At 43.8% G+C, this 25805-nt stretch carries 26 protein-coding genes; 18 read left to right on the top strand and 8 right to left on the bottom strand.

Annotation, left to right across the window (positions count from 1 at the left end; genetic code table 11):
• The first annotated feature begins 49 nt into the window (after window positions 1-49).
• From J7I80_RS18070 to coaW, 13 genes are all read left to right on the top strand, one after another.
• Window positions 50-1255, top strand: a complete 1206-nt coding sequence (locus J7I80_RS18070; RefSeq protein WP_214740098.1) for an acyl-CoA dehydrogenase family protein — start codon at window positions 50-52, stop codon at window positions 1253-1255.
• Between the two features lie 13 nt (window positions 1256-1268).
• On the top strand, window positions 1269-2042 hold the full coding sequence (locus J7I80_RS18065) for an SDR family oxidoreductase (RefSeq protein WP_214740096.1): 774 nt from the start codon (window positions 1269-1271) through the stop codon (window positions 2040-2042).
• 15 nt (window positions 2043-2057) lie between these two features.
• Window positions 2058-3227: a thiolase family protein gene (locus tag J7I80_RS18060; protein WP_214740094.1), complete on the top strand. Its 1170-nt coding sequence runs from the start codon at window positions 2058-2060 to the stop codon at window positions 3225-3227.
• A 30-nt stretch (window positions 3228-3257) separates the two neighbouring features.
• On the top strand, window positions 3258-4313 hold the full coding sequence (locus tag J7I80_RS18055) for a phosphotransferase family protein (protein ID WP_214740092.1): 1056 nt from the start codon (window positions 3258-3260) through the stop codon (window positions 4311-4313).
• Between the two features lie 34 nt (window positions 4314-4347).
• Complete coding sequence (locus J7I80_RS18050) at window positions 4348-5061, top strand: 2-phosphosulfolactate phosphatase (RefSeq protein WP_251027844.1); 714 nt, start codon at window positions 4348-4350, stop codon at window positions 5059-5061.
• Window positions 5062-5095: 34 nt separating this feature from the next.
• A complete protein-coding gene (locus J7I80_RS18045; protein ID WP_214740089.1) occupies window positions 5096-6049 on the top strand; it encodes an alpha/beta hydrolase in 954 nt (317 codons plus the stop codon).
• A 19-nt stretch (window positions 6050-6068) separates the two neighbouring features.
• Window positions 6069-7745 (top strand): long-chain fatty acid--CoA ligase, encoded by a 1677-nt coding sequence (locus tag J7I80_RS18040; protein ID WP_214740277.1) that lies wholly within the window; start codon window positions 6069-6071, stop codon window positions 7743-7745.
• Window positions 7746-7790: 45 nt separating this feature from the next.
• Window positions 7791-8654, top strand: coding sequence for a branched-chain amino acid ABC transporter permease (locus J7I80_RS18035; protein ID WP_214740088.1), 864 nt, complete (start codon window positions 7791-7793; stop codon window positions 8652-8654).
• A gap of 32 nt (window positions 8655-8686) precedes the next feature.
• The gene (locus J7I80_RS18030; RefSeq protein WP_214740275.1) at window positions 8687-9679 is read left to right on the top strand and encodes a branched-chain amino acid ABC transporter permease; all 993 of its coding nucleotides are present in this window, start codon (window positions 8687-8689) and stop codon (window positions 9677-9679) included.
• A gap of 2 nt (window positions 9680-9681) precedes the next feature.
• Window positions 9682-10446 carry an ABC transporter ATP-binding protein gene (locus tag J7I80_RS18025; RefSeq protein WP_214740087.1) on the top strand — a complete coding sequence of 255 codons (765 nt, stop codon included), beginning with the start codon at window positions 9682-9684 and terminating at the stop codon, window positions 10444-10446.
• A complete protein-coding gene (locus J7I80_RS18020) occupies window positions 10439-11146 on the top strand; it encodes an ABC transporter ATP-binding protein (RefSeq protein ID WP_214740086.1) in 708 nt (235 codons plus the stop codon). Before J7I80_RS18025 ends, J7I80_RS18020 begins: the two co-directional genes overlap by 8 nt.
• 88 nt (window positions 11147-11234) lie before the next feature.
• Window positions 11235-12434: an ABC transporter substrate-binding protein gene (locus J7I80_RS18015; RefSeq protein WP_214740085.1), complete on the top strand. Its 1200-nt coding sequence runs from the start codon at window positions 11235-11237 to the stop codon at window positions 12432-12434.
• A 456-nt stretch (window positions 12435-12890) separates the two neighbouring features.
• A complete protein-coding gene (gene coaW / locus J7I80_RS18010) occupies window positions 12891-13694 on the top strand; it encodes a type II pantothenate kinase (RefSeq protein WP_214740084.1) in 804 nt (267 codons plus the stop codon).
• 85 nt (window positions 13695-13779) lie between these two features.
• Here coaW and J7I80_RS18005 read toward each other — a convergent pair whose 3' ends face one another.
• From J7I80_RS18005 to J7I80_RS17975, 7 genes are all read right to left on the bottom strand, one after another.
• On the bottom strand, window positions 13780-14796 hold the full coding sequence (locus J7I80_RS18005; protein WP_214740082.1) for an LLM class flavin-dependent oxidoreductase: 1017 nt from the start codon (window positions 14794-14796) through the stop codon (window positions 13780-13782).
• A 179-nt stretch (window positions 14797-14975) separates the two neighbouring features.
• Window positions 14976-15710 carry an exonuclease domain-containing protein gene (locus tag J7I80_RS18000; RefSeq protein WP_214740080.1) on the bottom strand — a complete coding sequence of 245 codons (735 nt, stop codon included), beginning with the start codon at window positions 15708-15710 and terminating at the stop codon, window positions 14976-14978.
• 15 nt (window positions 15711-15725) lie between these two features.
• Window positions 15726-16685 (bottom strand): DUF294 nucleotidyltransferase-like domain-containing protein, encoded by a 960-nt coding sequence (locus J7I80_RS17995; RefSeq protein WP_214740078.1) that lies wholly within the window; start codon window positions 16683-16685, stop codon window positions 15726-15728.
• A gap of 86 nt (window positions 16686-16771) precedes the next feature.
• The gene (locus J7I80_RS17990) at window positions 16772-18091 is read right to left on the bottom strand and encodes an ammonium transporter (RefSeq protein WP_214740076.1); all 1320 of its coding nucleotides are present in this window, start codon (window positions 18089-18091) and stop codon (window positions 16772-16774) included.
• A 136-nt stretch (window positions 18092-18227) separates the two neighbouring features.
• On the bottom strand, window positions 18228-18554 hold the full coding sequence (locus J7I80_RS17985; protein WP_214740274.1) for a MerR family DNA-binding transcriptional regulator: 327 nt from the start codon (window positions 18552-18554) through the stop codon (window positions 18228-18230).
• 75 nt (window positions 18555-18629) lie between these two features.
• A complete protein-coding gene (gene fbpA, locus J7I80_RS17980) occupies window positions 18630-18776 on the bottom strand; it encodes a Fur-regulated basic protein FbpA (RefSeq protein WP_192472054.1) in 147 nt (48 codons plus the stop codon).
• Window positions 18777-18789: 13 nt separating this feature from the next.
• Window positions 18790-18933: a hypothetical protein gene (locus J7I80_RS17975; protein WP_214740286.1), complete on the bottom strand. Its 144-nt coding sequence runs from the start codon at window positions 18931-18933 to the stop codon at window positions 18790-18792.
• Between the two features lie 162 nt (window positions 18934-19095).
• Between J7I80_RS17975 and J7I80_RS17970 the strand changes: the two genes are divergently transcribed.
• The 5 genes from J7I80_RS17970 to J7I80_RS17950 all read left to right on the top strand — a co-directional run bounded on the left by J7I80_RS17970 (window position 19096) and on the right by J7I80_RS17950 (window position 23581).
• Window positions 19096-19962: a dimethylarginine dimethylaminohydrolase family protein gene (locus tag J7I80_RS17970; RefSeq protein WP_251027842.1), complete on the top strand. Its 867-nt coding sequence runs from the start codon at window positions 19096-19098 to the stop codon at window positions 19960-19962.
• A 337-nt stretch (window positions 19963-20299) separates the two neighbouring features.
• Window positions 20300-21760, top strand: a complete 1461-nt coding sequence (locus J7I80_RS17965; protein ID WP_214740074.1) for an alanine/glycine:cation symporter family protein — start codon at window positions 20300-20302, stop codon at window positions 21758-21760.
• Window positions 21761-21883: 123 nt separating this feature from the next.
• Window positions 21884-22798, top strand: a complete 915-nt coding sequence (locus tag J7I80_RS17960) for a CBASS cGAMP-activated phospholipase (RefSeq protein WP_214740072.1) — start codon at window positions 21884-21886, stop codon at window positions 22796-22798.
• Window positions 22799-22905: 107 nt separating this feature from the next.
• On the top strand, window positions 22906-23175 hold the full coding sequence (locus J7I80_RS17955; RefSeq protein ID WP_214740070.1) for a DUF1292 domain-containing protein: 270 nt from the start codon (window positions 22906-22908) through the stop codon (window positions 23173-23175).
• 136 nt (window positions 23176-23311) lie between these two features.
• A complete protein-coding gene (locus J7I80_RS17950) occupies window positions 23312-23581 on the top strand; it encodes a hypothetical protein (RefSeq protein WP_214740068.1) in 270 nt (89 codons plus the stop codon).
• Window positions 23582-23735: 154 nt separating this feature from the next.
• Here J7I80_RS17950 and J7I80_RS17945 read toward each other — a convergent pair whose 3' ends face one another.
• Window positions 23736-25799, bottom strand: a complete 2064-nt coding sequence (locus tag J7I80_RS17945) for a metallophosphoesterase family protein (RefSeq protein WP_214740052.1) — start codon at window positions 25797-25799, stop codon at window positions 23736-23738.
• Window positions 25800-25805: the final 6 nt, after the last annotated feature.

Below are 25805 nucleotides of genomic sequence, written 5' to 3'. Positions count from 1 at the left end.
CACGTGAACATACCTACTAGTTAGTATGAAAAGGAAAGAGGTGGTATGGATGAATTTTAACCATACGGATAAGGTCAAGGAATACCAGGCCAGGCTGTCAGAGTTCATGGATGAATACATTTATCCAAATGAGAAGGTGTATAAAGAACAAATTGACAAAAATGACCCATTCTCCAAAGTTCCCCCAATCATGGAAGAACTAAAGGAGAAGGCGAAAGAAAAAGGGCTCTGGAATTTGTTTTTACCAGAGAGTGAATACGGTGAAGGGCTCACCAATCTGGAATATGCACCGCTATGTGAAATCATGGGAAGGTCAAGTATTGCGCCTGAGGTGTTCAACTGTGCTGCGCCTGACACTGGCAATATGGAAGTCCTTGTACGTTATGGATCTGAAGAGCATAAGAAGCAATGGTTAAAGCCTCTCCTGGACGGTGAAATCAGATCCTGCTTCTCGATGACAGAGCCTGACGTTGCTTCCTCTGACGCAACGAACATCCAGGCAAGCATCATCCGAGATGGAGATGAGTATGTCATTAACGGAACGAAATGGTGGTCTTCTGGGGCAGGAGATCCACGCTGCAAGATTGCCATTGTAATGGGTAAAAATGACCCCGATGCCCCGAAGCATGAGCAGCAATCTATGATTCTTGTTCCTCTTGATTCACCCGGTGTAACGATTAAGAGAATCCTGCCTGTATTCGGGTACGATCATGCGCCTCATGGTCACGCGGAAATAGAATACAAGAATGTAAGGGTGCCTGCCTCCAATATGCTATGGGGTGAAGGAAAAGGCTTTGCCATTGCCCAGGGCCGTCTTGGTCCAGGCAGAATCCATCATTGCATGAGAACGATCGGGGCAGCTGAACGTGCACTGGAAGAGATGTCAAAACGGGTTCTGCAAAGAACTGCATTCGGGAAAAAGCTTGCCGACCAGGGAGTCATACAGGAGTGGATTGCGGAAGCAAGGATTGATATCGAGCAGGCTAGGCTCCTTACTTTAAAGGCAGCGTACATGATGGATACAGTCGGAAACAAAGAAGCCAAGGCCGAGATTGCGATGATCAAAGTGGTTGCGCCTAATATGGCACTCAAAATCATCGACAGGGCAATCCAGGCTTTTGGCGCGGCAGGTGTAAGCGATGACTTCACGCTCGCAGCTGCATGGGCGAATATCAGGACACTAAGATTGGCGGATGGTCCGGATGAAGTACACAAACGAGCGATTGCAAGATATGAACTGAAAAAATACTTGTAAGGAGGATTCATCAATGCATGTATCTGAACTATTTTCATTAAAAGGAAAAGTAGCGATTGTCACTGGCGGGGGGCGAGGCCTGGGGGAACAAATCGCTATTGGATTCGCAGAGGCAGGTGCCAATGTGGTCGTTTGCTCAAGACGTGTCGAAGCATGCGAAGAAGTTAGCGGGAAGCTTAAGGAAATCGGAGTTGATTCGCTTGCTCTGAAATGTGACATCACCACCCCCGAAGATGTGAAGAACGTGGTAGAACAGACCGTCGAGAAATTCGGCAGGATCGATATCCTGGTCAATAACAGCGGAGCTTCCTGGGGTGCCCCGGCGGAAGAGATGCCGCTTGAAGCATGGCAAAAAGTCATGAATGTCAATGTGACTGGTACATTCTTGATGTCTCAGGCAGCTGGCAAAGTAATGCTCGAGCAAGGTTCAGGCAAAATCATCAATATCGCTTCCGTCGCGGGACTGAAGGGTTCCAACCCAAAGGTTATGGATGCGATTGGATATAATGCCAGCAAGGGGGCTGTCATTACTTTTACAAAGGACCTCGCAGCAAAGTGGGGGCCGCGCGGAATTTACGTTAATGCGATAGCACCAGGTTTTTTCCCGACAAAGATGTCAAACGGTCTGCTTGAAAAAGGCTGCCAGGCAATTCTTGAAGGAACTCCCCTGCGGAAATTCGGATCTGACACTGACCTTAAGGGCGTAGCAGTATTCCTGGCGGCATCAGCATCGGATTATATTACCGGTGATGTAGTGATAGTCGATGGCGGAACACATGTACTGTAAAAGGAGGCAGCATCCATGAACAGAGATGCAGTAATTGTATCTGCAGTCAGGACAGCAATCGGCAGACAGGGCGGAGCGCTTGCTTCGGTACCGGCCCATGTGTTTGGGGCAGAGGTGATCAAAGAAGCAATCAGGAGGGCAAACGTACAGCCTGAAATGGTCGAGGATGTCATCATGGGGAATGTCATCAGCGGAGGCGGGAACATTGCTCGACTCACAGCGCTGCAAACAGGACTTTCACTTGAATTGCCCGGCCTGACGATTGATCGTCAGTGCGGATCGGGCATAAATGCAGTCAATCTTGCGGCCCAGGGAATTAGGGCAGGGTCGGGTGATGTCTATGTTGTTGGCGGTATTGAAAGCATGAGCAGGGCACCTTATTTAATGGATAAACCAGAAAGACCTTACAGCCCTGTGCCGCCAAGTTTCAGGAAGTCCCAGCTGTCACCAAAAGAAATCGGCGATCCGCCAATGGGAATCACAGCGGAAAATCTAGTAACAAAATATTTAATCAGCAGGGAAGAACAGGATCAATTCGCGCTTGAAAGCCAGCAAAAAATGGCGGCAGCGATGGCTGAAGGGCGGTTTGACGAACAGATTGTCCCAATCTCGATACCTGTCCGAAAAGGTTCACCGGTCATTTTTAATAAGGATGAGCATCCAAGACCGCAAACGACTTTGGAAGCCCTGGCCCAACTTAAGCCAGCTTTTTTACCGAATGGGACAGTCACAGCCGGAACCAGTTCAGGCTTGAATGACGCCGCAGCAGCGTTAATTGTTATGTCAAGGGAAAAAGCACAGGAATTAGGTGTGAAACCATTGGCGGTCGTGAGGGAGGAGGCAATAGCTGGGGTAGATCCAAATATCATGGGCATTGGACCGGTACCTGCAGTCAGAAAAGTACTTGAAAAGTCTGGTCTGACTCTTGATGACATGGACATCATCGAAATTAACGAAGCATTTGCTGCACAGGTCATTGCTTGTGACAGAGAGCTAAACATGGATCATTCAAAAATCAATGTCAATGGCGGGGCGATTGCCCATGGACACCCATTGGGAGCAACAGGAGCGATTTTGATTACAAAAGCGGTTTATGAGCTTGAGCGAAGAGGCGGACGTTACGCCCTTATCACTGCCTGCATCGGCGGCGGCCAGGGAATCGCCACAATCTTAGAGCGCGAATAAATATTTCGGCTAAAAGGAGGAATGGTACTTATGGCTTCTGATACGATTCCAATCAGACAAGGGGAAGAACTTGATATCAGCGCGATCGAAAACTATTTAAGGGAGCATTTACACAATCTTCCTGAAGTAAACCTGTCGATCCAGCAATTCAGCTTTGGGAAATCCAATTTAACCTATCAACTGAAGATGGGGGAGTGGGAAGCGGTCCTGCGGCGTCCCCCGCTTGGTCCTGTGGCACCAAAAGCGCATGATATGGAAAGGGAATATAAAATCCTGAAAGAGATCAGCCCTCATTTCGCAGCTGCTCCGGAACCTTATCTGTTTGCTGATGAAAGTGTCATCGGCAGTCCATTTTTTGTGATGGAAAGAAAGCGCGGGATTGTCCTTGACACTGATTTTCCTGAAGGCATTACGCCTGGCAGAGAGATATGCAGTTCTTTGTCAGAAACAATGGTCAACCACCTTGTTGAGCTGCACAGCATTGATTACACAAAGACAAAGCTTACGGAAATGACAAAACCCGACGGCTTCATGGAAAGGCAGGTCATAGGGTGGATTCGCAGGTATGAGCGTGCGGAAACGGATATCGTTCAAGGCGTTGAGCAGTTAAAGCAATGGATGCTGAAGAATGTGTCTGAATCTGAAACGCCGGCAATTATCCATTATGATTACAAATTGAACAATGCCATGTTCAATGAGGAAATGACCGAAATGGTTGGATTATTCGACTGGGAGATGACAACTGTTGGTGATCCGCTAGCTGATTTGGGTGTTGCGATGAGCTATTGGATACAACCCGACGACTCCGATCTATTGAAAAAAGGGATGGGAAAGCCTCCGGTCACGGTAACACCTGGGTTCATGACTCGTGATGAATTTATGGAGAACTATGCAAGAAAAAGCGGCAGGGATCTGGCTAACATGAATTTTTATCAAACATTTGCTTATTTCAAGCTTGCAGTCATTTGCCAGCAAATCTATTACAGGTGGAAAAAGGGACAGACAAAGGATCCACGGTTTGCACACCTTGATAAGTTTGTCAGCAGCCTGATCCAATACGCCCTTTACACTGCAGGAAAAAAATAACAGAAAGGGCTGAAGGATGATGAAGGTCCACCTTTTGCTAAAAAAAGAGGACATCGATAGACAGAAAATGGCCGACAACAAAATCGCTGTTGTTTTCGATGTACTGCTGGCAACATCTACTATCGCGTCAGCACTTCAGTTCGGCGCGAAAGAAGTAATCCCAGTCCTCGATGGAAAGGCTGCTGAACAGGAAGCTGCCGGCAGGGGTAAAGACAGTTTCGTTCTCGTTGGAGAATATCAAGGAAAAACGATCGACGGGTTTCTTTCTCCTAATCCTCTGGAATTGAAAGAAAAAATTGAGGGAAAAACTGTCATACTATCTACCACTAATGGAACGGTCGCGCTCAAAAATTCTGCGGATGCCAAAGCAGTATATGCTACGTCCCTGTTGAACTGCAAGGCAGTTGCCAACCATATTATAAAGGGATATCAGGATGAGACGATTGTGGTTGTCTGCTCAGGTTCTTCCAATGAATTTAATGTAGAAGATTTCCAGGGAGCGGGCTGCTTTATTGACGCCCTCATCCAGCAATTCGGCGGCGAGTTCTTTCTAACTGATTCAGCCTATGCTGCGTACAGTTTCTACCATGGGCACAATCAAAATAGTGATGATATTTTAAAAGCTTCCCGAGTCGGACGGATGCTGAGTAAACATGGGTTTGAAAAGGAACTTGAATTCGTTTCCCAGCAAAATATATTTATAAAGGTACCTATGCTTATAGATAAAAAAAGGATCATCGCAGTATAAAATGATAGCGTTTACATAAAGAGGAGGAGAGTATATGCAATTAAAACCTGAAGTAAAAGCGCTGCTCGAAGCATTCGCCAACAACCCTGTTCCGCCACTTGAACAGCTGCCATTGGATGAAGCGAGAAAGGGATTTGAACAATCTGCTAAACAAATGAGCAGAGCTGAAAAACATGTAAAAACAGAAGACCGGAAGATTAATGGATTTAACGGAGAAATAAAGATCAGGATTTATACGCCCGAGAGAACAGAAGAGTCAAAGCTGCCCGCCATTGTTTACTACCATGGAGGCGGCTGGGTGATCGGCAACATTGAAACACATGATGCCCTCTGCCACACCTTATCAAATGAAGCTGAATGTATAGTCGTTTCTGTGGATTACAGTCTTGCACCTGAAAGCAAATTCCCGGCAGCAGTTGAAGATTCATATCTAGCTGCTAAATGGGTGTTTGAAAACGCTGATGAGCTGAATATCGATGAAAACTTTATCGCAGTCGCAGGTGATAGTGCAGGAGGAAATCTTGCAGCTGCTGTCAGCTTTCTTTCATTAGAAAGGCAGACACCGCCGATTGCTTACCAAATGCTGTTTTACCCATCTACAGGCTTTGAATATACTCCATCTTATGAAAAATACGGCGAAGGCTATTATTTAACAAAGTCCACAATGAACTGGTTCCGTGAACAATACCTGAACACAACAGCCGATACACAAAACCCTCTTGCCGCACCTTTGCTGATTCCTGATGATGTAACTGAAAAACTTCCGCCAGCTTTTATTATGACAGCAGAGCTTGACCCTTTATGCGATGGCGGTGAACACTTTGCCATGAAACTGAAAAATGCCGGAGTAGAAACAGAATATGTGTGCGTTCCAGGAATGCTCCATGGTTTCCTGGGAATGACTGAATTTCTGCCAGACGGCAAGAAATCCATTAAAGATGCAGCAGAAGTCTTTAAGAACAGAAGATCCCTTAAACCAGTTGAGTAAAAAAAAGGAGGAATGAATGATGCCTAATCTTCATTTTGAGCATTGGCCGAAAATCTCTAAATCTCTGAAATTGCCAGAAACATCACTCTATAAAAATTTAAAAGTCAGTGCAGCGAGATACCCTGACCAGAGTGCGATCTACTATTATGGCAATACAATTTCATACAAGGAGCTTGATGAGGAAGTCAACGCCCTTGCAGGCTTCCTTCAGCAGAAGCTGGGTGTTGCAAAAGGTGAAAGAGTTCTGTTATTTATGCAGAACTCCCCGCAATTTGTGATTGGATTCTATGCCATATCAAGAGCAGATGCAGTCGTGGTGCCCATCAATCCCATGCTGACCGCAGAAGAGCTGAGCTTTTATATCAAGGATTGCGGCATCAATTCCGCACTAGTTGGCCAGGAGCTTTATGACAAGGTTGAGCCGCTTATAGGAACAACTCCGTTAAATAATGTGGTAGTTGCCGCTTATTCTGATTATAAAGGGGATGGTTTCAACGGAACAGTGCCCCCGGAGGCGGAGGCAGCAAGAAAGATTTACGACCAGCCGGGTCACTTCCACTGGAAGGAAGCCATTGCGGCACAGTATGAACCTGGAAAGCATACGACCAGGGCAGATGACCTTGTTGTGCTGCCTTATACTTCTGGAACAACTGGGCTGCCCAAAGGCTGCATGCATACGAACCGAACCGTCCAGGCGAATACAATCGGCGCCTATCACTGGTCGAGTTCTACCACCAGTGCGGTTCATTTAACCACCTTGCCATTGTTCCATGTTACCGGAATGGTCCACAGTATGCATATGCCAATCTATTCAGGCAGCACAATGGTGCTGATGACAAGATGGAACCGCGAGGCAGCAGTTGAACTGATTCAATCGCAGGGATGCACGCACTGGGTGGCAATTGCAACCATGATTGTCGACTTCCTTGCAAATCCCAAACTGAAACAAGAGGATATAGCAACATTAACCTCGATATCAGGCGGCGGTGCAGCGCTCCCTGAGGCTGTTGGAGAAAAACTGTACAAACTAACAGGCCTGAGGTTTGTGGAAGGCTACGGACTTTCAGAAACAATTGCCCAGACCCACTTTAACCCGCCTGACAGGCCAAAAATGCAATGTCTTGGAATCCCGTCTTTTGATGTCGATGCAAGAGTTATTGAACCATCAACCGGAAAAGAACTTGGTGCAGGAGAGATTGGGGAAATTGTTGTGAATGGCCCTCAGGTAATGGTTGGCTATTACAACAGGGAAGATGAAAACAGGAATTCATTTATTGACATAGACGGCATAAAGTTTTTCAGGACGGGGGACATAGGCCGCTTCGATGAAGAAGGATATTACTTCATGGTCGACCGCGTCAAAAGGATGATCAATGCGTCCGGTTATAAGGTATGGCCAACGGAAGTGGAATCGTATCTTTACAAACATCCGGCGATACAGCAGGCGGTGGTGGTTGGTATCCCGGATCCAAGAAGAGGGGAGTCCGTGAAGGCCTTCGTGATTCTGAATGAGGGGTACGATGGTGAAGTAAGTGAAGATGAAATAATTGAATGGTCCAAACAGCATATGGCGGCCTATAAATATCCGCGTGAGGTCGAGTTCAGGTCACAGTTCCCCATGACAAGCAGCGGCAAGATATTATGGCGTAAATTACAGGAGGAAGAACGGGAAAAGGCTGAAAAGCAGGTAAGGTAAAAGCACTCCGTCTAAGGCAGCTATCAAATTTTAAGGAGGATCTTGATGGAGATTTTGGTTCAGCAGCTGTTCAATGGGCTTACCATAGGAAGTGTTTATGCACTGGTGGCCCTTGGGCTGACTCTAGTTTACGGTATCCTTCATATTCCGAATTTCGCCCATGGTGCCCTGTATATGATGGGTGGCTATATCACGTTGATGATGATGGTCCAGTATGGCCTTCATTATTGGCTGGCCATCCTTGTTTCTGTCATTGTTGTCGGACTTATTGGCGTGCTGATGGAACGATTGGTTTTTTACCCATTACGGCACGCACCGCCGATACACGACAAAATTGCCGCCATTGGAATTCTGTTGTTCCTGGAAGCTTTTGCCCAGTATATCTGGGGAGCGGACTATCAAACAATGCCAACGCCATATGGCCAGGTCATCCAGTTATTCGGTTTGACCTTTACTATGCAAAGACTGCTGATCATCATTGCGGCGATTGCTGTGATGGTTCTGCTTTATCTTTTCCTGAAAAAGACGTATACAGGGGCATCCATCATCGCCATGTCACAGGACCGTGACGGAGCTAACCTTGTGGGCATCAATACGAACCGGGTCGCGATGCTGACGTTCCTGATATCCGGAGGGCTTGCGGCGATTGCCAGTTCTCTGGCTGCGCCGATCAACCTGGTTTTTCCCGGCATGGGACAGCTCGTCATCTTAAAAGCATTTGTCATCATCATTCTTGGCGGTATGGGCAGCATTCCAGGAGCCATCATCGGCGGTTACATTCTAGGTTTCAGTGAAAGCCTGGGTGCAACGTATATATCAAATGATTATAAAGATATTATCGCGTTCATCCTTCTGGTGATCATTCTATCAGTAAAACCAACTGGTCTCTTTGCAAAGGGGGGGCACTAGTTGTGAAGTTCATTAATAAACGGAATATCATAATGACCCTTGTGCTTCTTGCCATCGCCTTTCCATTTGTGACGCAAAATGACTATTTCATCCATGTTATGACTCTCTCATTCATCTGGATGATTGGTGTCTACGGGCTTAATCTATTAGCCGGATATACAGGGTATCTATCACTGGCACATGCAGGATTCTTTGCTGTTGGTGCCTATTCCTTAGGCCTTCTGACTGTAAAAGCGCAGATGAATTTCTGGCTGGCATTTGTTCTCGCCCTGATCATCACCAGCATTATTGGGTTTTTGGTTGGCCTGATTGCATTAAGGACAAAAGAGCACTTCTTTGCCATTTATACGCTTTGTGTAGGATATATCCTTTATCTTGTCATTGATAAGTGGGACAGCTTAACAGAGGGCGTCCGTGGACTGATCGGAATTCCGGCACCGGCAAACATTGGGCCGATTTCCTTTGAGACACCCTTATCACAATACTACCTAGTCCTCGCTATCCTGCTTGTTGTCATCCTGATTGTTTACCGTATTGTGCATTCTCTTACTGGAAGGACTTACATTGCTATTCGCAATAGTGAGGACCTGGCACAAACCATCGGTATATCCACTATGAAAAATAAACTTGAAGCATTCGTACTCTCAACATTTTTTGCCGGGTTATCAGGAGCTCTCTATGCTTCATTCATCCGCTTCATCGGTCCTGATATCGGCAACATCGTCATCACGTTTGATTTGCTGACCTACCTGTTGATTGGCGGAATCGGCACGCTTTCAGGCCCAATCGTGGGAACTGTTTTGGTCGTCTGGATTTCACAGCAGCTGCAATTTCTCCAGGATTACCGCATGCTTATTTTTGGTCCGATTCTCACACTGCTTGTGATCTTTTACCCTCGGGGAATTGCCGGATCGATTGCTGGATGGAATGCAAAACGTGCGGAGAAAAAGCTTGCACAAGACAAGCTGGACGAACGGTTTTCACAAAGCACAATAGCTGCGGAAAATCAGGTGAAGGAGGGGTAAGAATGTTCCTTGAAACAAAGAACTTATCGAAGAAATTTGGCGGTTTGACAGCAGTGAACAACGTTGATTTTACTGTTGAAAAAGGAAAGATCAATGCAATCATCGGACCTAATGGTGCCGGAAAATCCACTTTTTTTAATTTAATCAGCGGCTTCCATCCTCCGAGCTCAGGCAGCATTATTCTGAAAGGCCAGGATGTCACCAATATGCCTCCTAATAAAATAGCTGAATTGGGAATCGCACGCACCTTTCAAACAACCAATCTGTTTGAACAGTCAACTGTACTTGACAATGTAATAGTCGGACACAGATTAAGGACAAAATCAAATTTACTTGATGCTGTTTTAAGATCAAAGAGGCTGAAAAGAGAAGAAGAACAATGCCGTGAAAAAGCACTTGAAGTGATTCGTTTTACCGGTTTGGAAAAGGTTGCCGGGAAATTGGTTGGCAGCCTGACTCAGGAAGAGAAGAAGCGCACGGCCTTTGCACTGGCCCTCGCAACGGAACCGGAAATTGTTTTTCTTGATGAGCCTGCAGCCGGCGTCAATCCTGATGAAACAGAGGGGCTGGCTCAATTAATGAAAAAAATGGTTGATAGCGGGATCACTGTCTGTCTGATTGAGCACAAAATGCAAATGATCATGAAGCTGGCAGATAAGATCATGGTTCTCAACTACGGGGAGAAAATCGCTGAGGGTACTGCGGACGAAATCAGGAATGATCCCGCTGTCATCAAGGCTTACCTGGGAGGGAGCGCCAGTGCTTAAACTGCAGGATGTTTCAGTAAAATACGGCAGCTTCACAGCTGTCCAGAATGTTCATCTGGAGGTTCATCCTGGTCAAATCGTTGTTTTGTTAGGGGCGAACGGCGCAGGGAAAAGCACCATATTCAAGACGATCAGCGGGCTGAACAAAGCATCTGCTGGAAGTATCGAATTTGAAGGCCAATCTCTCAACAAACGCTCTCCTGATAAAATTGTCCAGTCAGGCATTGTCCAGTGTGCAGAAGGGCGTAAACTGTTCCCTTCAATGACAGTAGAAGAGAATTTGAAGATGGGAGCCTATGTCCATAGAAAGCATAAGAAAGGGATAAAGCAGTCGATGAAACACGTATTTGAACTTTTCCCTATTTTAGAAGAGAAACAGGATGATATGGCCGGTTCACTGAGTGGTGGACAGCAGCAAATGCTTGCGATTGGCAGAGCACTGATGGCAAAACCGAAGCTGATGCTTCTCGACGAACCTTCCATCGGGCTCGCTCCGTTGATTGTTGAGCAGATGTTTGAAGTGATTAAGACCATCAATCGCGAGGGTACCACGATTCTGCTTGCGGAACAAAATGCCAATGCAGCATTGAAAATTGCAGATAAGGGCTATGTGTTTGAAAACGGAGAAGTTGTCCTGGAAGGTACTTCAGAGGAACTGTTTGCGAATGATGAGATTAAGAAAGCTTATATAGGTGCTTAATACGACATCTGTCTATAGGGAGGTGGTTGTGAAGCGGTTTACAATAATGTTTCTGAATATTAAGAAAACAAATTAAGGGGGAAAACAAATGAAGAAGTCTAAACTGTTATTAGTCTTAAGTGTGATGTTTGCTTTGATTTTCAGCCTTGCCGCTTGCAACAACTCTGAAAAAACAGATACAGGAGGAACAGAAACTGATGCTGAAGCAGGGGAAGGAACGATTAATATTGGATATACAGGGCCGTTGAGCGGACCGGCAGCCTTTTACGGAGAACGGACATTGAATGGCGTCCAAATGGCAGCCGAGGAAATTAACAATGCCGGTGGAGTCGAAGTAAATGGCAAGAAATATAAATTCAATGTCGTCTCCCTGGATGACAAATATTTGCCGAATGAAGCGGGAGCGAATGCCAAGAGATTGATGCAGGAGAACAAGACGCCGATTATCTTCACACCGCACAGCGGCGGTGTGGCTGCAATGCAGGTGTTTAACCAACAGGAAAAATTCATCATTGGCGCCTACACTAGTGAACCTAAGGTAACAGAAGGCGGCAATAAATTAACGGTCAGAATACCTCCTCGTTATGATGGCTATCTTGAGCCATTCACAAATTATTCAATGGAGAAATTCGGCAAGAAAATCGCCTTCCTTCCGACTGCTTCACAATACGGTAAGGATTGGGCAGAAAAGCTGCAGCCACACTGGGAAAAGGCAGGCGGGAAAGTTGTGTATAACTCTTCGATTGACTTCGCGAAAGATACCGATTTCTTCACGATCATTACAAATGCCCTGAAGGAGAAGCCTGATGTATTATTTATCGGCGGACCGTCCGAGCCAACAGCAAAAGTTGCCAAACAAGCCAGAGAACTTGGCTTCAAAGGTGGATTCATTGTTATGGACCAGGCAAAGTTCGATGAGATGAAGAAGGTAACTGGTTCTTACGACGTCTTGAATGGAGCAATTGGTGTTATGCCACTCGTCAATTCTGACAGTCCCGGCATTCCTGAATTTGTTAAGAACTATCAGGCTAAACACAATGAGGACCCAGGTTCTGAAGCTGGCTTGAATTATATCGCGATGTATGCCTTCGCAGAAGCGATAAAAGCAGCAGGATCTGTGGATGACCCTGAAAAAATCATGGCCCATATGCAGGATGGCCTGGATAATCTGCCAGAAGACAAAAAAGTATATGTCATTCCAAAGATTGACCCGAATGGCGGGTTTGAAGCCGAGCTTATTGTAGCAGCGATTGAGGACGGAAAAGTTGTGCCAATCAAGGCAGATTAAAAGGTTGTCATTTAGCCCCGGTAGGGTTATATAAATCTGCTCTCGATAATAAATAGCAGGAATACAAGACGAGGAAGCGGCATTTAACTGCCGCTTTTTCTTTGGATTAGAAAGAAAGTATAAACTTTTTTTATTAGATTAGTGTCCAACTCCAGCGCCTAGCCCCTCGAGTCGCATGTCTAGCTTCGGCTCCTAACTCCTCGAGACGCTTCGGTCCTGCCCATGGAGTCAAAGAACGACTTCACGGGCAGGACCTCCAGCGCTTTTCGGAGTTGAGCAGTCGCCTCCGCTTTTCGAGTTCGGTCCGCCCGATGAAGTCAAAGAGCGACTCCACCTGTCGGCCCTCCAGCGATTGTCGGGGCTGACCAAGGCGCTTGCGCTTTTCTTATTGCCTTCTGGTTTCCTTAAAACTTACAATAAGAAATAAAGATTGAATTTCATGGAAGGGGAGACCTCATGAATAATAGGATCGGCATAGACGCCGGAGGGTCATTAATTAAAATTGCTTATGAGGAAAATGGCAGATTACATTTTCGCAAACAACCGATAGAGGAAATTGACGAAGCGTTAGTTTGGCTGAAAATAGTCTCTACGAACAAAAGAATTTTTCTGACAGGCGGGAGAGCAGGAAGAATTAAAGCAGATTTTTTTCCGGAAGCAGGGATTGTCGATGAATTCACCGCAGCATGTGAAGGTGCGACTTACTTAATGATGAAGGAAGGAATGCCTAATGGGGGGAAATCCTTGCTCATCAATATTGGCACCGGCATTTCCTGGATTAAAATTGATGGGGAAAGCTATGACAGAGTTCTTGGCAGCGGAATCGGCGGCGGGACTTTTATGGGCCTAGGTAAGCTATTGGCTGATTCCAGCGATTTTGCAAGTCTGGTTCGTTTGTCTGCCTCAGGACAAAGGGGAAATGTCGACCTGCTGGTGAAGGATATCTATCATCCGGAAGAACCACCGATTCCTGGCGATCTGACGGCAAGCAACTTTGCCAAGACAGAAGCAATCAATTCAAGCTCTCCAGCTGACAAAATGGCTTCTTTTTTGAATATGATGTCAGAGACCATCACTCTTCTGTCCGTACAAACTGCTGCTTTGCACGGAATTAAGAAAGTCATTTTCATAGGAAGTACGCTGGCAGGCAATAAACCATTGCAAGAAAACCTGGACTTCTATTGTAAAATGTCGGGACTAGATCCAATCTTTTTGCAAAACGGGGAATTCAGTGGGGCAATCGGGGCTATAATCAGATAAGCTGAGACATTCAGAAAAAGGAAGCCAATAAAAAGAGGAGAATCTAGCTTTTTTAGATTCTCCTCTTGCTATGATGATGTTCTTTCTAACGCTTAAAAACCTCAGAAACAATTTCGAAAGATTTTAGTCTGGCTTGATGATCAAATATTTGTGCGTTAATAATCATTTCATCTGCCTGTGTTTCATCCAGGAATTCCTGAAGTTTGGTCTTGATCGTTTCTGGGCTACCAACGATGGAGGAACCGATACGGCTGCCTAGGAGCATTTTTTCATAGTCGCTTAGCTGGCCTTCCAGGTTTTTAACAGGTGGCAGCAAAGGACTTGGGTTGTTCCTGAACAGATTCAGGAACTGCTGCTGCATGGATGTTGCCAGGAATTCTGCTTCTTCATCCGTTTCGGCAGCAATCACGTTGACGCCGACCATTGCGTAAGGCTCCTGCAAAACATCTGAAGGCTGGAAGTTCCTGCGATAAAGCTTTAATGCACCTAATGTATTTTCCGGTGAGAAATGGCTGGCGAATGAAAATGGCAATCCAAGTTGTCCCGCAAGCTGCGCACTGTATCCGCTTGAACCCAATAGCCAGATTGGAATGTTCAATCCTTCACCTGGAATTGCCCTGACACTGCGATATTGCGAATCGAGTTCCGGATTGAAATAGGCTCGAAGTTCATCCAATTGCTCCGGGAAGTCCTGCCCATCACTGCGGCGTTCACGACGTAGGGCATAGGCCGTCACCTGGTCAGTTCCTGGAGCGCGTCCGAGTCCAAGGTCAATGCGGCCCGGGAAAAGAGATTCAAGCGTTCCGAATTGTTCAGCGATGACAAGTGGAGCATGGTTAGGGAGCATGATGCCACCCGAACCAACCCTGATGGAGCTTGTTCCCGCTGCAACATGGCCGATCACAACGGATGTAGCAGAACTTGCGATACCGGGCATGTTATGATGCTCGGCTAACCAATAGCGGTTATAACCCCATTTTTCTGCATGCTGGGCAAGGTCAAGGGTGTTCTTTAAAGCATCTGCTGCTGTGCCGCCTTCAAGAATTGGAGCCAAGTCGAGCACGGAGTATTTTATATCGTTTAAACGTTTGTTGTCGGTCATTTTTTCATCTTCCTTCATTGGATAATATTCACCGCCAGGATTATCATTTTTCCTATTCCCAGCGTTTATACTATTCAATAGTAACAAGAATCTTTCGGTAATCAAAATAAAATGTTTTGAGATAAAAGGAATGAGGATATTTAAAAGAGGGAGTTGGGGGAGGGATATGGGGAACAAGCTTATCTTTTTAAAGATAGGTATTCATAAACCTCACGCAAATTCTGGTAGCCTTGATCCCGGGCTTTTTTTATATAGAATGCCCAAAGCTTCGCTGCCATTTTGGCATCTGACAATGCATGATGCCTATTTTTCACTTCAATCCCGCACTCTAGGCAAATTTGTTCCAAAGGCATGGAATTGACAACGGGCTGGAATATTCTAATTAAAAATGAAGTATCAATCACTCTGTGTTCAAAATTTAAGCGTAAATGACTGCTAGTGAATTTCTTCATAAAGGCTTGCTCATGTTTTGCATGGTGAGCTACAAGTACTGAGCTGCCTATGAAATTTAAATATTCCATCAGGGCTTGTGAAGTTTTCGGGGCAGTCAAGAGCTCTTCTTCAGTGATAGAAGTCAGCTTCAGGACATCAGTCGGGACTGAAGTTTCAGGGTTGATTAATGAATAGAAAACCTCATTTTCAAGTATTGTGGAACCAATTACTTTAACAGCTCCTATAGAGATGATTCTATCGCCTCTTTCAGGATAAAAACCTGTTGTCTCGAGGTCAAAAACTACGACTGGCAACTCTCCCAACGGACAGTCAAGGCTATTTCCTTCCTTCAGTTCTTTTTGCAGCTGTCTTAAAAAAGACATTTGTTGTGGATTTGAGTGAGTTGACATTCCGGCATAGATGTTCGATCCGAGCTTTCCGGTCATTTGCCGAAGGAAACGAATCATATCATTCATTCCCATAAAAACTTACATCCTTTAAAGCAGCTTTCTGACATGTTCATAAAATTGTTCACCCACTTTAATAATCTCTTTTAATGCTTTCTTTTCATCTTTAGTAAGTTTATTGATATTAACGTAGTGTCCGGAATCATAATCCCTGTGACTTCCATGTTTCAGGCGATAGTCAAGCAATGCAGAGAAGTTATTGCTGTACAAAGATTTATCTTGGTGCAGCATCACGACGTCAGATATAAGGCTGATACGGGAGAGAGTCGAAGTTTCTTTTATCCCTTCGTAAAATGACAACAGCCTTGCTGCATTTACAAAGGGGAAAAAAGCTGTCTCCTTTAGATTAATAGATCCAGTAAAGGGGCCATGAGTTTCTACAAGCAGCTGACCAAGTACTCCAACCCCTCTTTTAAGAAACATTGTGTTATGAAGCATTCTTAACAATAATTGCTCTCTTTTAACTTCGTCAAAGGCTTTTTCTTTCAGGATATTTAATAGACTATGATCGCCGTAGATAGTCCTGGCATCGGCAAATATAAGCAAATATCGGATTGACTCCCATGTAGATTCACCAACCCAAAGTCCAAGTTGATTCTCCCAATCCTTCAGCGATTTACACCACAATGGATTGCAGGCCATAACAGAGCCGGAACATTTTTTATAGCCAGCCAGCTCTAATCCTTCGGAAATCTCTTTACCTAACTTTAAAAAGTACTCCTGTGCACCATTACTGTTTGTTTTGAAAACAAGTCCGTGGTCCTGATCACTCCAAATAGATTGCTCCATCCGTCCAGCACTGCCCATGACGAAGAAACAGAAAGGTGAAGGGGGGTTCCCGTATTCTTTTAACAGTTTGCTTATTGCAGCAGACATGACTTGATCATAGATCAAGTCATGGAAATGGTTTAATTGTTCATTGCTAAAAGTTGAGTCAGACAGCCCTTTAACTCTTATTGCATTTATATTTGAATAGTCATCGAAGTTCATAATTCGGACGTCCTCCTTTCTCCATTCATCAAGAGACGGCTGGCCCACAATAGGGGCCGCCGCTCAATACATGAAACTTCAATAATCTAATTGACAGATGGTTGCTGTGAACTCAAAGGGACATTGGATGTTGAGGTGACATCCATTGTTACCTTAGCTGCTGCTTCCTTATTGACCAATTCCGGATACCCATAGCTTCCGTGTTCACTAATATCCAGGCCGATGATTTCTTCCTCTTCTGTTACCCGCAAGCCCTTCATTGTTATTTTCATAATCGATAAGATGATAAAAGATACTATGAAAGCGAAAGCACCTGAGGCAACAACTCCCAACGCCTGTACTCCTAGCTGTTCAAAACCCCCACCATAAAACAATCCTGGATTCCCAACTGTGGCTAGCTCAGGTGTCGCAAAAAATCCTGTTGATAGAGTTCCCCAAACACCAGCAGTACCGTGTACTGATAGCGCAAAGATAGGATCATCTATCTTTCTGCTTTCAAAGAAGCGAATACTGTAGAAAACAAGGATGCCAGCAATAAGCCCGATGACAACCGACGCCCAAGTATCAACAAAAGCACAGGATGCCGTAATGGCCACTAGACCTGCGAGCGCTCCGTTCAGCATCATGGGAACATCCGCTTTACCTAAAACTATCCAGGAGATTAGCATGGCTGCCACAGTACCAGCAGCTGCCGCAAGATTCGTATTGAGAGCAACAAACCCAAAGAATGCTCCATCAACAGAAACGGTGCTTCCTGCATTAAATCCGAACCACCCAACCCATAATAACAATACGCTCAATGCTGTGAAAACCTGATTGTGACCTTCAATATTATTGGCTGAACCGTCTTTATTAAATTTACCAATACGCGGCTTCAGGAGGATGGTCGCTGCCAGTGCCGCCATTGCTCCAGTCAGGTGGACTACAGTTGAACCAGCGAAATCCTGTTTTCCGTGTTCTGCCAGCCAGCCGCCGCCCCATATCCAATGAGCAATGAATGGATAAACTAAAACTGAGAATAGAAGTGCAAAGACAAGATATACAGACAATTTTGCTCTCTCAGCAAATCCGCCAAAGGCAATCGTTAAGGATATCCCGGCGAATGCCAGCTGGAACAGAAAGAATACAGCACCTGAAAGTCCTAAGCCCTCTACATCGTAGCCAGAATAGAAAAAGTCCGAGAAGCCCAGAATCGAGTTACCTTCGCCAAAAATAAGTCCATATCCTACAGCCCAGAAAACGATTGATGAAATTCCGAATGTCAAAATCGTTTTTCCGGCAATGTGGCCGGCGTTCTTCATTCGTGTAGATCCTGTTTCAAGAAGGATGAAACCTCCAATCATCAAAATAACCAAAACCGCGGAAATCATAACCCATAGGCTATTCATTAAAAATACCGTATCCATTTTTTCGTCCCCTTTCAAATTGTGAATGTAGTTTGTATTGTCGCATGTATTTTTTTTACAATCTACAAACATGTCAGGAAACCTCACATAAATTTAACCAAAAAAGAAAACCCTCCAAATAGGAAGGTTTTACAGTTTAGTATTTTCGAACTCCGAATCGAGCATTCAATTGTCCTTGTATCATTTTCTTATGTGCCTCGTCTTTATGTCGTTTCTTTTCCTTAATCATTTCCTGCCGAATCTCATAAGTCTGGACACCATCTTCGATTTTGTTTGCAATCTCAACTAATTGTTCGACATCTAAGAATGAATATCTCCTGCTTCCGCCAGGGGTTCGGTCCGGAAAGACTAATTTCCTTTCTTCATAATAGCGTATTTGCCGTTCTGAAAGACCGGTCAACTCACTGACAATTCCAATTGTAATCACTTTCTTTTCTTTGTAGGAGGAAGGGTCTGCAGCCAATTCATTCACCACACTTTTTCACTTTTAATAGTATATGTTATATTTTCTCACATGCGATATCGATTTGTAAATTGGCTAAAACCCATTTATTAAATTTTTCAGTTCAGTTAATGTCAGCTTTCTTAATTCTTCTTCGCTTTCGTTTGTCATTTTTGACTTGATCAGATGCTGGATATAATGGTCCTTTAGTTTTTCTACGGCAGTACGCAAATGCAAGGACACAATGAATCCCTCCTTAATAAGTTTCATTCTGAGCAGTACGTAACAGCTCAAAAGCGTCGTTTCCGTGCCTTTTCAAAAGTTCCTCGTACAATTGATCCCGAAAAAGATCAATCATGATGATCAATTGGGCCAATTCCAATCCATTCCGACTTTTCATATTCATCTCCTCGATTTGTGGAACATTTTTTCAATCGTAAAGAATTCCTGCTAAAAAGTCAGCAGCTTCGTCAGGATATCTGACAGGATTTTTCAAAGTGAAGTAATGTTTCAAGTGAAATCCGGAAAAACTATAATGATTTGTTCATTAGGAGGAATGAGGATGGAACAAAATATGCAACCCGAAAATAGAGGGTATGTCATAAATGAATATGACGTACTTAAGAAAGTCATTCTTTGTCAGCCACAGTATATGACAATACGCGAAGTAATAAATGAAACCCAGAAACACTTCAAGGATGAAGGTATACATATAGAAGTTGCCTTGAAACAGCACAATGAATTTGTGAATACATTGAAAAATTACGGCATCGAGGTAATCCTGCTTCCATATCACAAAAAATATCCGGAGCAAGTCTTTACAAGGGATATCGGGTTTACCCTCGGCCAAACGGTATTTGTTGCGGATATGGCCAGCGATGTGCGAAAGGGCGAGGAGGATGTCCTGAAACAGTGGCTCGAAGATGAAGGAATCTCCTACTATAATTTAATCGGTGATCAGATCGAAGGCGGGGATGTAGTCATCGATCAAGACACAGTATATGTAGGCTTGAGCAACCGGACCAACCAACAAGCAGCAGATCACCTGCAAGGACTGCTTCCGACCTTTGAAGTTAAAGCTATTCCGTTTAAAGCAGAGTATTTGCACCTTGACTGTGTCTTCAATGTCGTTTCCCCGGAAGTTGCACTAATTTATCGACCTGCATTGACAGATGAGGATATTAAACTGTTCAGTTCAAGATATGATTTGATTGATGTGAGTGAGGATGAACAATTTACGCTTGGAACAAATGTGCTGGGTATCGGAAACAAGAGAATTTTGAGCTTGCCTGTAAATAAAGGCGTTAATGAACAGCTTCGAAGCAAAGGATTTGAAGTTATTGAAGTGGATATAACAGAAATCATCAAATCTGGTGGTTCGTTCAGATGCTGCACACTTCCGATTATGAGGGAGAAGAGTGAGCATTAAAACTTGATGGAATGAGCGGGGGACAGTCGTCTCTCGCTTTTTTGGTTTAATTAATGGATAAGGCAAACATTAGACAGGTTTGGAGGGAATCAGCCAAAACCTGGCTGAACATAGGGCGACTTAAGACAGCTTTTCAGCAAATAGCCAAAACCTGTCTGAACAAAAAGGCAATTACAGCCTGGTTTGCAGGACAACAGTAAACTAACGCACAATATCGTGTTTGAACACAGTTTTAAGAAAATGTTTCCTGTTAAATATCACATTTTGATTGTCCTTTAACCTAAATTATCTTATAATTCAAAATAGCAAGAAATTAATTTTGTAAAGGGGGATTCATTTGGAAGCTTTTGTATCTTGGCTCAATGGGATTCTTTGGAGCAACCCGGTTATTTATATCATTCTTGGAATCGGTTTACTCTTCTCGATCCTCACACGTTTTTTGCAAGTCAGATTATTGAAGGACATGGTTAAACTTATGTTCACTGGAAGAAGTTCCGACGCGGGTGTTTCATCTTTTCAGGCCTTATCTATCGCTTTATCCGGCCGTGTAGGAACTGGTAACATTGCAGGAACTGCCACTGCTATCGCGATGGGTGGTCCTGGTGCGGTTTTCTGGATGTGGACAATTGCATTTATCGGGGCAGGAAGTGCGTTCGTAGAATCGACTTTAGCCCAGATCTACAAAGTAAAACAAGATGGTCTTTATCGAGGCGGTCCGGCGTATTACATCGAAAAAGGGCTTGGTATCAAGTGGTTTGCCATTGCTTTTGCCATAGCTGCCTTGCTGGCAATGTCACTGCTGATGCCAGGAATTCAGTCCAACTCAATCGCACTTGGTCTTGAGAACGCATTTGGCGTTAGCAAGACAGTGACAGGAGCTGTCGTGATCGCACTTTTGGCATTAATCATTTTCGGAGGCGTTAAAAGGATTGCAACTGTCGCGCAATATACCGTTCCTTTCATGGCTGTCGGATACATCCTTGTCGCCCTCGTCATCATTGGAATGAATATCTCAGAAGTTCCTGCGGTGTTCGCTTTAATCTTCAAAAGTGCATTCGGTGCTGACTCAATGTTTGGAGGTATTCTAGGCAGCGCGATTGCATGGGGTGTAAAACGCGGTATCTATTCCAATGAAGCAGGTCAGGGTACAGGGCCTCACGCAGCTGCTGCTGCTGAAGTATCACACCCGGCTAAACAAGGCCTGGTCCAGGCATTCTCTGTTTATATCGACACTTTATTCGTTTGTTCCGCTACAGCATTCATGATCCTATTCACTGGAATGTTCAACACGGTTGGTGCTGACGGGGCATTCATTGTCGAAAACCTAAAAGGCGTGGAAGCAGGTCCAGGATATACACAGGCTGCAGTAGATGCGGTTCTTCCTGGCTTCGGTGCTGAATTCGTCGCTGTAGCACTTTTCTTCTTCGCTTTCACAACAATCATGGCATACTATTATATGGCTGAGACAAATATTGCTTATCTTCTTAGAGGAAGAAACGGCAAGGTGCCAATGTTTATCCTGAAAGTTGTCATCCTCGGAGCAACTTTTTACGGAGCAGTGAAAGAAGCTTCACTCGCATGGGCTCTTGGTGATGCCGGCCTTGGATTGATGGTATGGCTCAACCTCATAGCCATTGTCCTGCTCGCGAAACCAGCATTGATTGCCTTGAAGGATTATGAGGAACAGAAAAAACAAGGACTTGATCCAGTCTTCAATTCCAAAAAACTCGGCATCAAAAATGCTGAATACTGGGAAGAAGAATATTCCTTCAACCATGATAAGGAAAAAGTTTCTTAATATTGTCTGTTAGGGAGAGCTGCCTTTTAAAGGGCAGCTCTTCTTTTTGACTAATTTGTTTGATTATATTGTCCCGGTGGAATGGGAAGAATGAGAGCATTAAGGAAGAATCGGGGGAATTTCATGAAAATGTTATGCATCGATGGGGGCGGTATAAGAGGCATTTTCCCGATTGCTATCCTGCAAGCGATAGAGGAAGAGTTTGGAAAGCCTGTGGGTGAACTCTTTGATGTGATCTCAGGTACAAGTACAGGATCAATCATTGCTGCTTCAGCTGCTTTGAACACATCTATGGAAGAGGTGATGGGCAGGTACGAGACTTATGGCAAGAAGATTTTTGTGAGAAAATCTAAAATCGGTCTTTTCAAGAGTGTTTATAGTGACAGGTATTTACGCCGGCTTTTAAAACAGGCCTTCAAGGAAATTACTCTTGGCGATATCGAAAAGCCTTTGTTGATACCCGCTGTTGATATAACACATGGGAAACCTTATATCCATCGAACGGATTTTGGTTACTCGTCCGAAAATGAATTATCGATAAAGTTGTGGGATGCTGTACTATCGTCTTGTTCAGCGCCAATCTACTTTCCACCCAACAATGTAAACAATCAATATTTATCAATCGATGGAGGACTTTGGGCAAATAATCCATCTTTGGTTTGTGTGACGGAAGCTTTGCACCACTTTAAAACTGACTTGGCTGACATCCATATCCTGTCGATAGGAACTGGCCAACAGAATATCGATTTTTCCATAGGGGAGGAAAAGTACTGGGGCATCCGGCAATGGCTGCCTTTCCATTTTCCAACTTTAAAGGTTACCCCAAAATTATTGGATCTGGCTATGGATTTATCCTCTGAATCAGTTTCTTATCACTGCCGGCTTTTGCTAAGCGATCATTATCTCCGGCTAAATACAGAACTTTCAGAAGAAGTACCTTTTGATGATTTTACTAATATGGCGGAACTCAAGAATCTGGGACGGCAGGTTTTTCAAGATAATAAAGATAAAATAGCATCTTTTTTATCGGGTAAATAGGCTTTATACTGGCTAAAAATTTCTTTTTAACTTAGGCTTAAACAGTATGTGGTTTACATAGTTTTGAGATACTATGCTGTGTAAAAAAAAGACAGGAGGTACTTTCGATGGAAAAATTTGAAGTTGGTGAAGTATTCACAATAAGTGATGAAAATGATGCGGAGCAAGAGGTAGAGGTTATTGGGACTGTGACAATAGAGGGCACTGACTATGCAGCGGTAAGCTTCGTAGAGGATCTTCAAACAGAAACGGACGAAGATATCGATATCTTTTTCTTAAAAGTGGATGAAGATGGAGACTTAGCTGCAATTGATTCGGATGAAGAATTCGAAAAAGTTTCTTCCGCGTTTGATGAAATGCTGAATGAAGAAGAATAGCGAGCAGGAGAAAGGTTAATCCTTTCTCTTTTTTTGGTATTATTAGTAGTAGGCAAGCATGTTCACGTAAAAAAGTTGTAAATAGAAGGAAATCAAACGAGTTTGTCGAATTGTTTTTTGGAAGGAGTTGATTCCATTGGATAGCGTCATCCTTGTTACCTTTAAAATCAAGGGAATACCAATACCTATTAAAATAGCCTCTACTAACGAACCCACCAGGGAGCAAATACTGAAGAAAATTACTGACTTGGCGAATGGATATGACTTATCCGGCGAAATCCAATTCAAGAAGCTCCTTAAAGAAAACGGGCATAAAATGTATATCTATGAAATTGGAGACCGAAAGTGCGTGGTGCTCGTAGAAAAGCTTGAGAAGATTAAAGAGTTTGAAGAGATCAACACTTAATTCGATCATCCATGTATTTATAAATTTATATTTAAATAACCCAGAGGCACCCCCCTGGGTTATTTCGCGTTAAAATACGATTTTATGCTTCTGAATTTTGGATTTGAGACACACAATAAATCACTTTTTCTATAAGGATTACCCTTTTTTAAGTTTATTCCACATTTTCACCGTAATCCACAGTCCTGAGTAAGGTATTTTCAAGTCTGTTTTTCTCAACCTTCAGGTATCCGATAGAGTTTTTCGTTTCGGCAATGCTGCCATCTTCGAATGAATAATACTGAATACTTTCTTCCCATAAAAGCTGTTCTTTGGGATTCACATCACTTTTTTCAAGCGTGAGGTTGTAAGTTTCCCCACAGCTGCGGTAAAGAGACTGGTCTTTCCGTTTGCTAGCGTTAAACCAGAGCACTGACTTCATTAAAACTCCCCATAATCCGGTAAAGCTCTCATTATGAATAGGGCTGCTTGTAAATTGGTAGAATGATTGTTTTCCTCCGGAATGAAACTGGACATTCGATTTCACGGATGATGAGAAGTGGACATCTCCGGAAAGCAAAATAGAATACGCCGGATCCCAGTTGGCCACTTGTGAAATAAATGCATGAAATCCTTTACCATTGTACTTCCATCCATCAAAGTCAAAGGTTGTCTGGACAGGGAAGCCTAAAACTTTGAATGGATATACGTATTTATGGAGAAAGGATTCAACCAATCCCATCCCGTAAAAAGGGGTTGGAGATACGATATTCAGGGGCGTTTGGCTTCTCCAGCCGCTCTGAAGCAATTTTTGGCTTATATTTTCCCAGCCTGCCTCACTGATCAATAGCGGCGTGCGTGTTGTTTCTTCGATCAAGCTGCCCAGTTTAACTGCCTCCGGTCTTGGGTCGAACTCCCGTTGGGTCCTTGTATCTAGAAAAACAGTTTTTGGATTTGTTGGAGCAATGAAATGCCAGGAATGAAAGTCCCAAAGATGATTCAAGCCATTCTTATTGGCAGCGGAATCAATGCTGGATGATGTTAAATAGCTCTTAACTTCCTTGGCAAATTCACGGTCAAAGTTATCAGGTTCATTGCCCCAACCCTGGAATAGCCAGTAGGCAGCAAGTCCGTTACCGATAATATACTTTCCTAAAGAGGAATCACTTACAGCAGAAGTCCACTTATGGGATATGTTCCAATCATCTGTCATGTCGTGATCATCAAAGATCATATAAGTTGGCGTGTTTGCCATTAAGCGTCTGGCCGCAGACAGTGAGACAACAAAATCCCTCACATTATCCATTTGTTCCTCATACCTTGCTTCCAGCCTGGATAATTCTTTTTTTCTTTTCTTATCATTTTCCAATTTAAGGTGTAGTTTCTCTCTTTTTTTTAACTGTTGAAAAGAAAGGAGGAGCTCATTCTCATGGATATAATCCCAAATTTCCGGGCTCCAGCTGAATAAATACATAGCAGCATATTCACCAAAAGCAATCAGATGGTTATCACCTTTCCTTGTTGAAAAATTGGCAAGGTGTTCAATCAAGAATTGCCTTCCATTCACCTGGTGTAGTCTGGGAATTAAATTTTTTGGGATCAGTTCGTTCAATTTATCCCTTTCACTGTCACCGACCAATTCCTTTCCAAGTTCCGTTATGATGGGAAGGAGCGGATCAGCAACATCATCAGCATAAATCTGATCTCCCATTAAAAATAAAGCATTGGGCCTTTCTGTAAGATTAAGATGTTTGTTCTCAACCAGCACATCTGCTGCAAAAAAGGCATCATCGCCCTGTCCATGCGGCTTTCGGCAAGAGCCATACAGCAAGTTATCAGGCTCGCTTTCATGGTTTATTGTAAACGAAGGATACTTAAGATTTCCGTATACAATTGAACGTGGATTTTCAGGATCCAGCAGATTATAACTGTCTAGAGTACGTACTTTTCGCCCTTTTTTAAAAAACAAATCATAACCGAGGAGAGTGCAAGGAGGAAAATGTAAATCATCAGGGGATATCCTAAGCAAATAAATATATAGATTTTCACCTGCTTTGAAGGTGTTTGCCTCAGTGTGTGTCTGTAAAGGAATATATTGATACTTTTCGCCAGCACTATACTCGATCTGGAAAATTTGAGCGTCGATTTCTACCTGTATGCTTAAAGCAATCCAGATATATACAGATGAAGGGTCGACCCTTCTAATAATAGGTCCGGACAAAATAGTTGGTAATCTCATTCATCA

The sequence above is a fragment of the Bacillus sp. ISL-41 genome (assembly GCF_018613235.1).
Classification (GTDB): domain Bacteria; phylum Bacillota; class Bacilli; order Bacillales; family Cytobacillaceae; genus Mesobacillus.
Note: the sequence above shows the minus strand (reverse complement) of the source record. Positions and strands in the feature narration are given on the sequence as shown.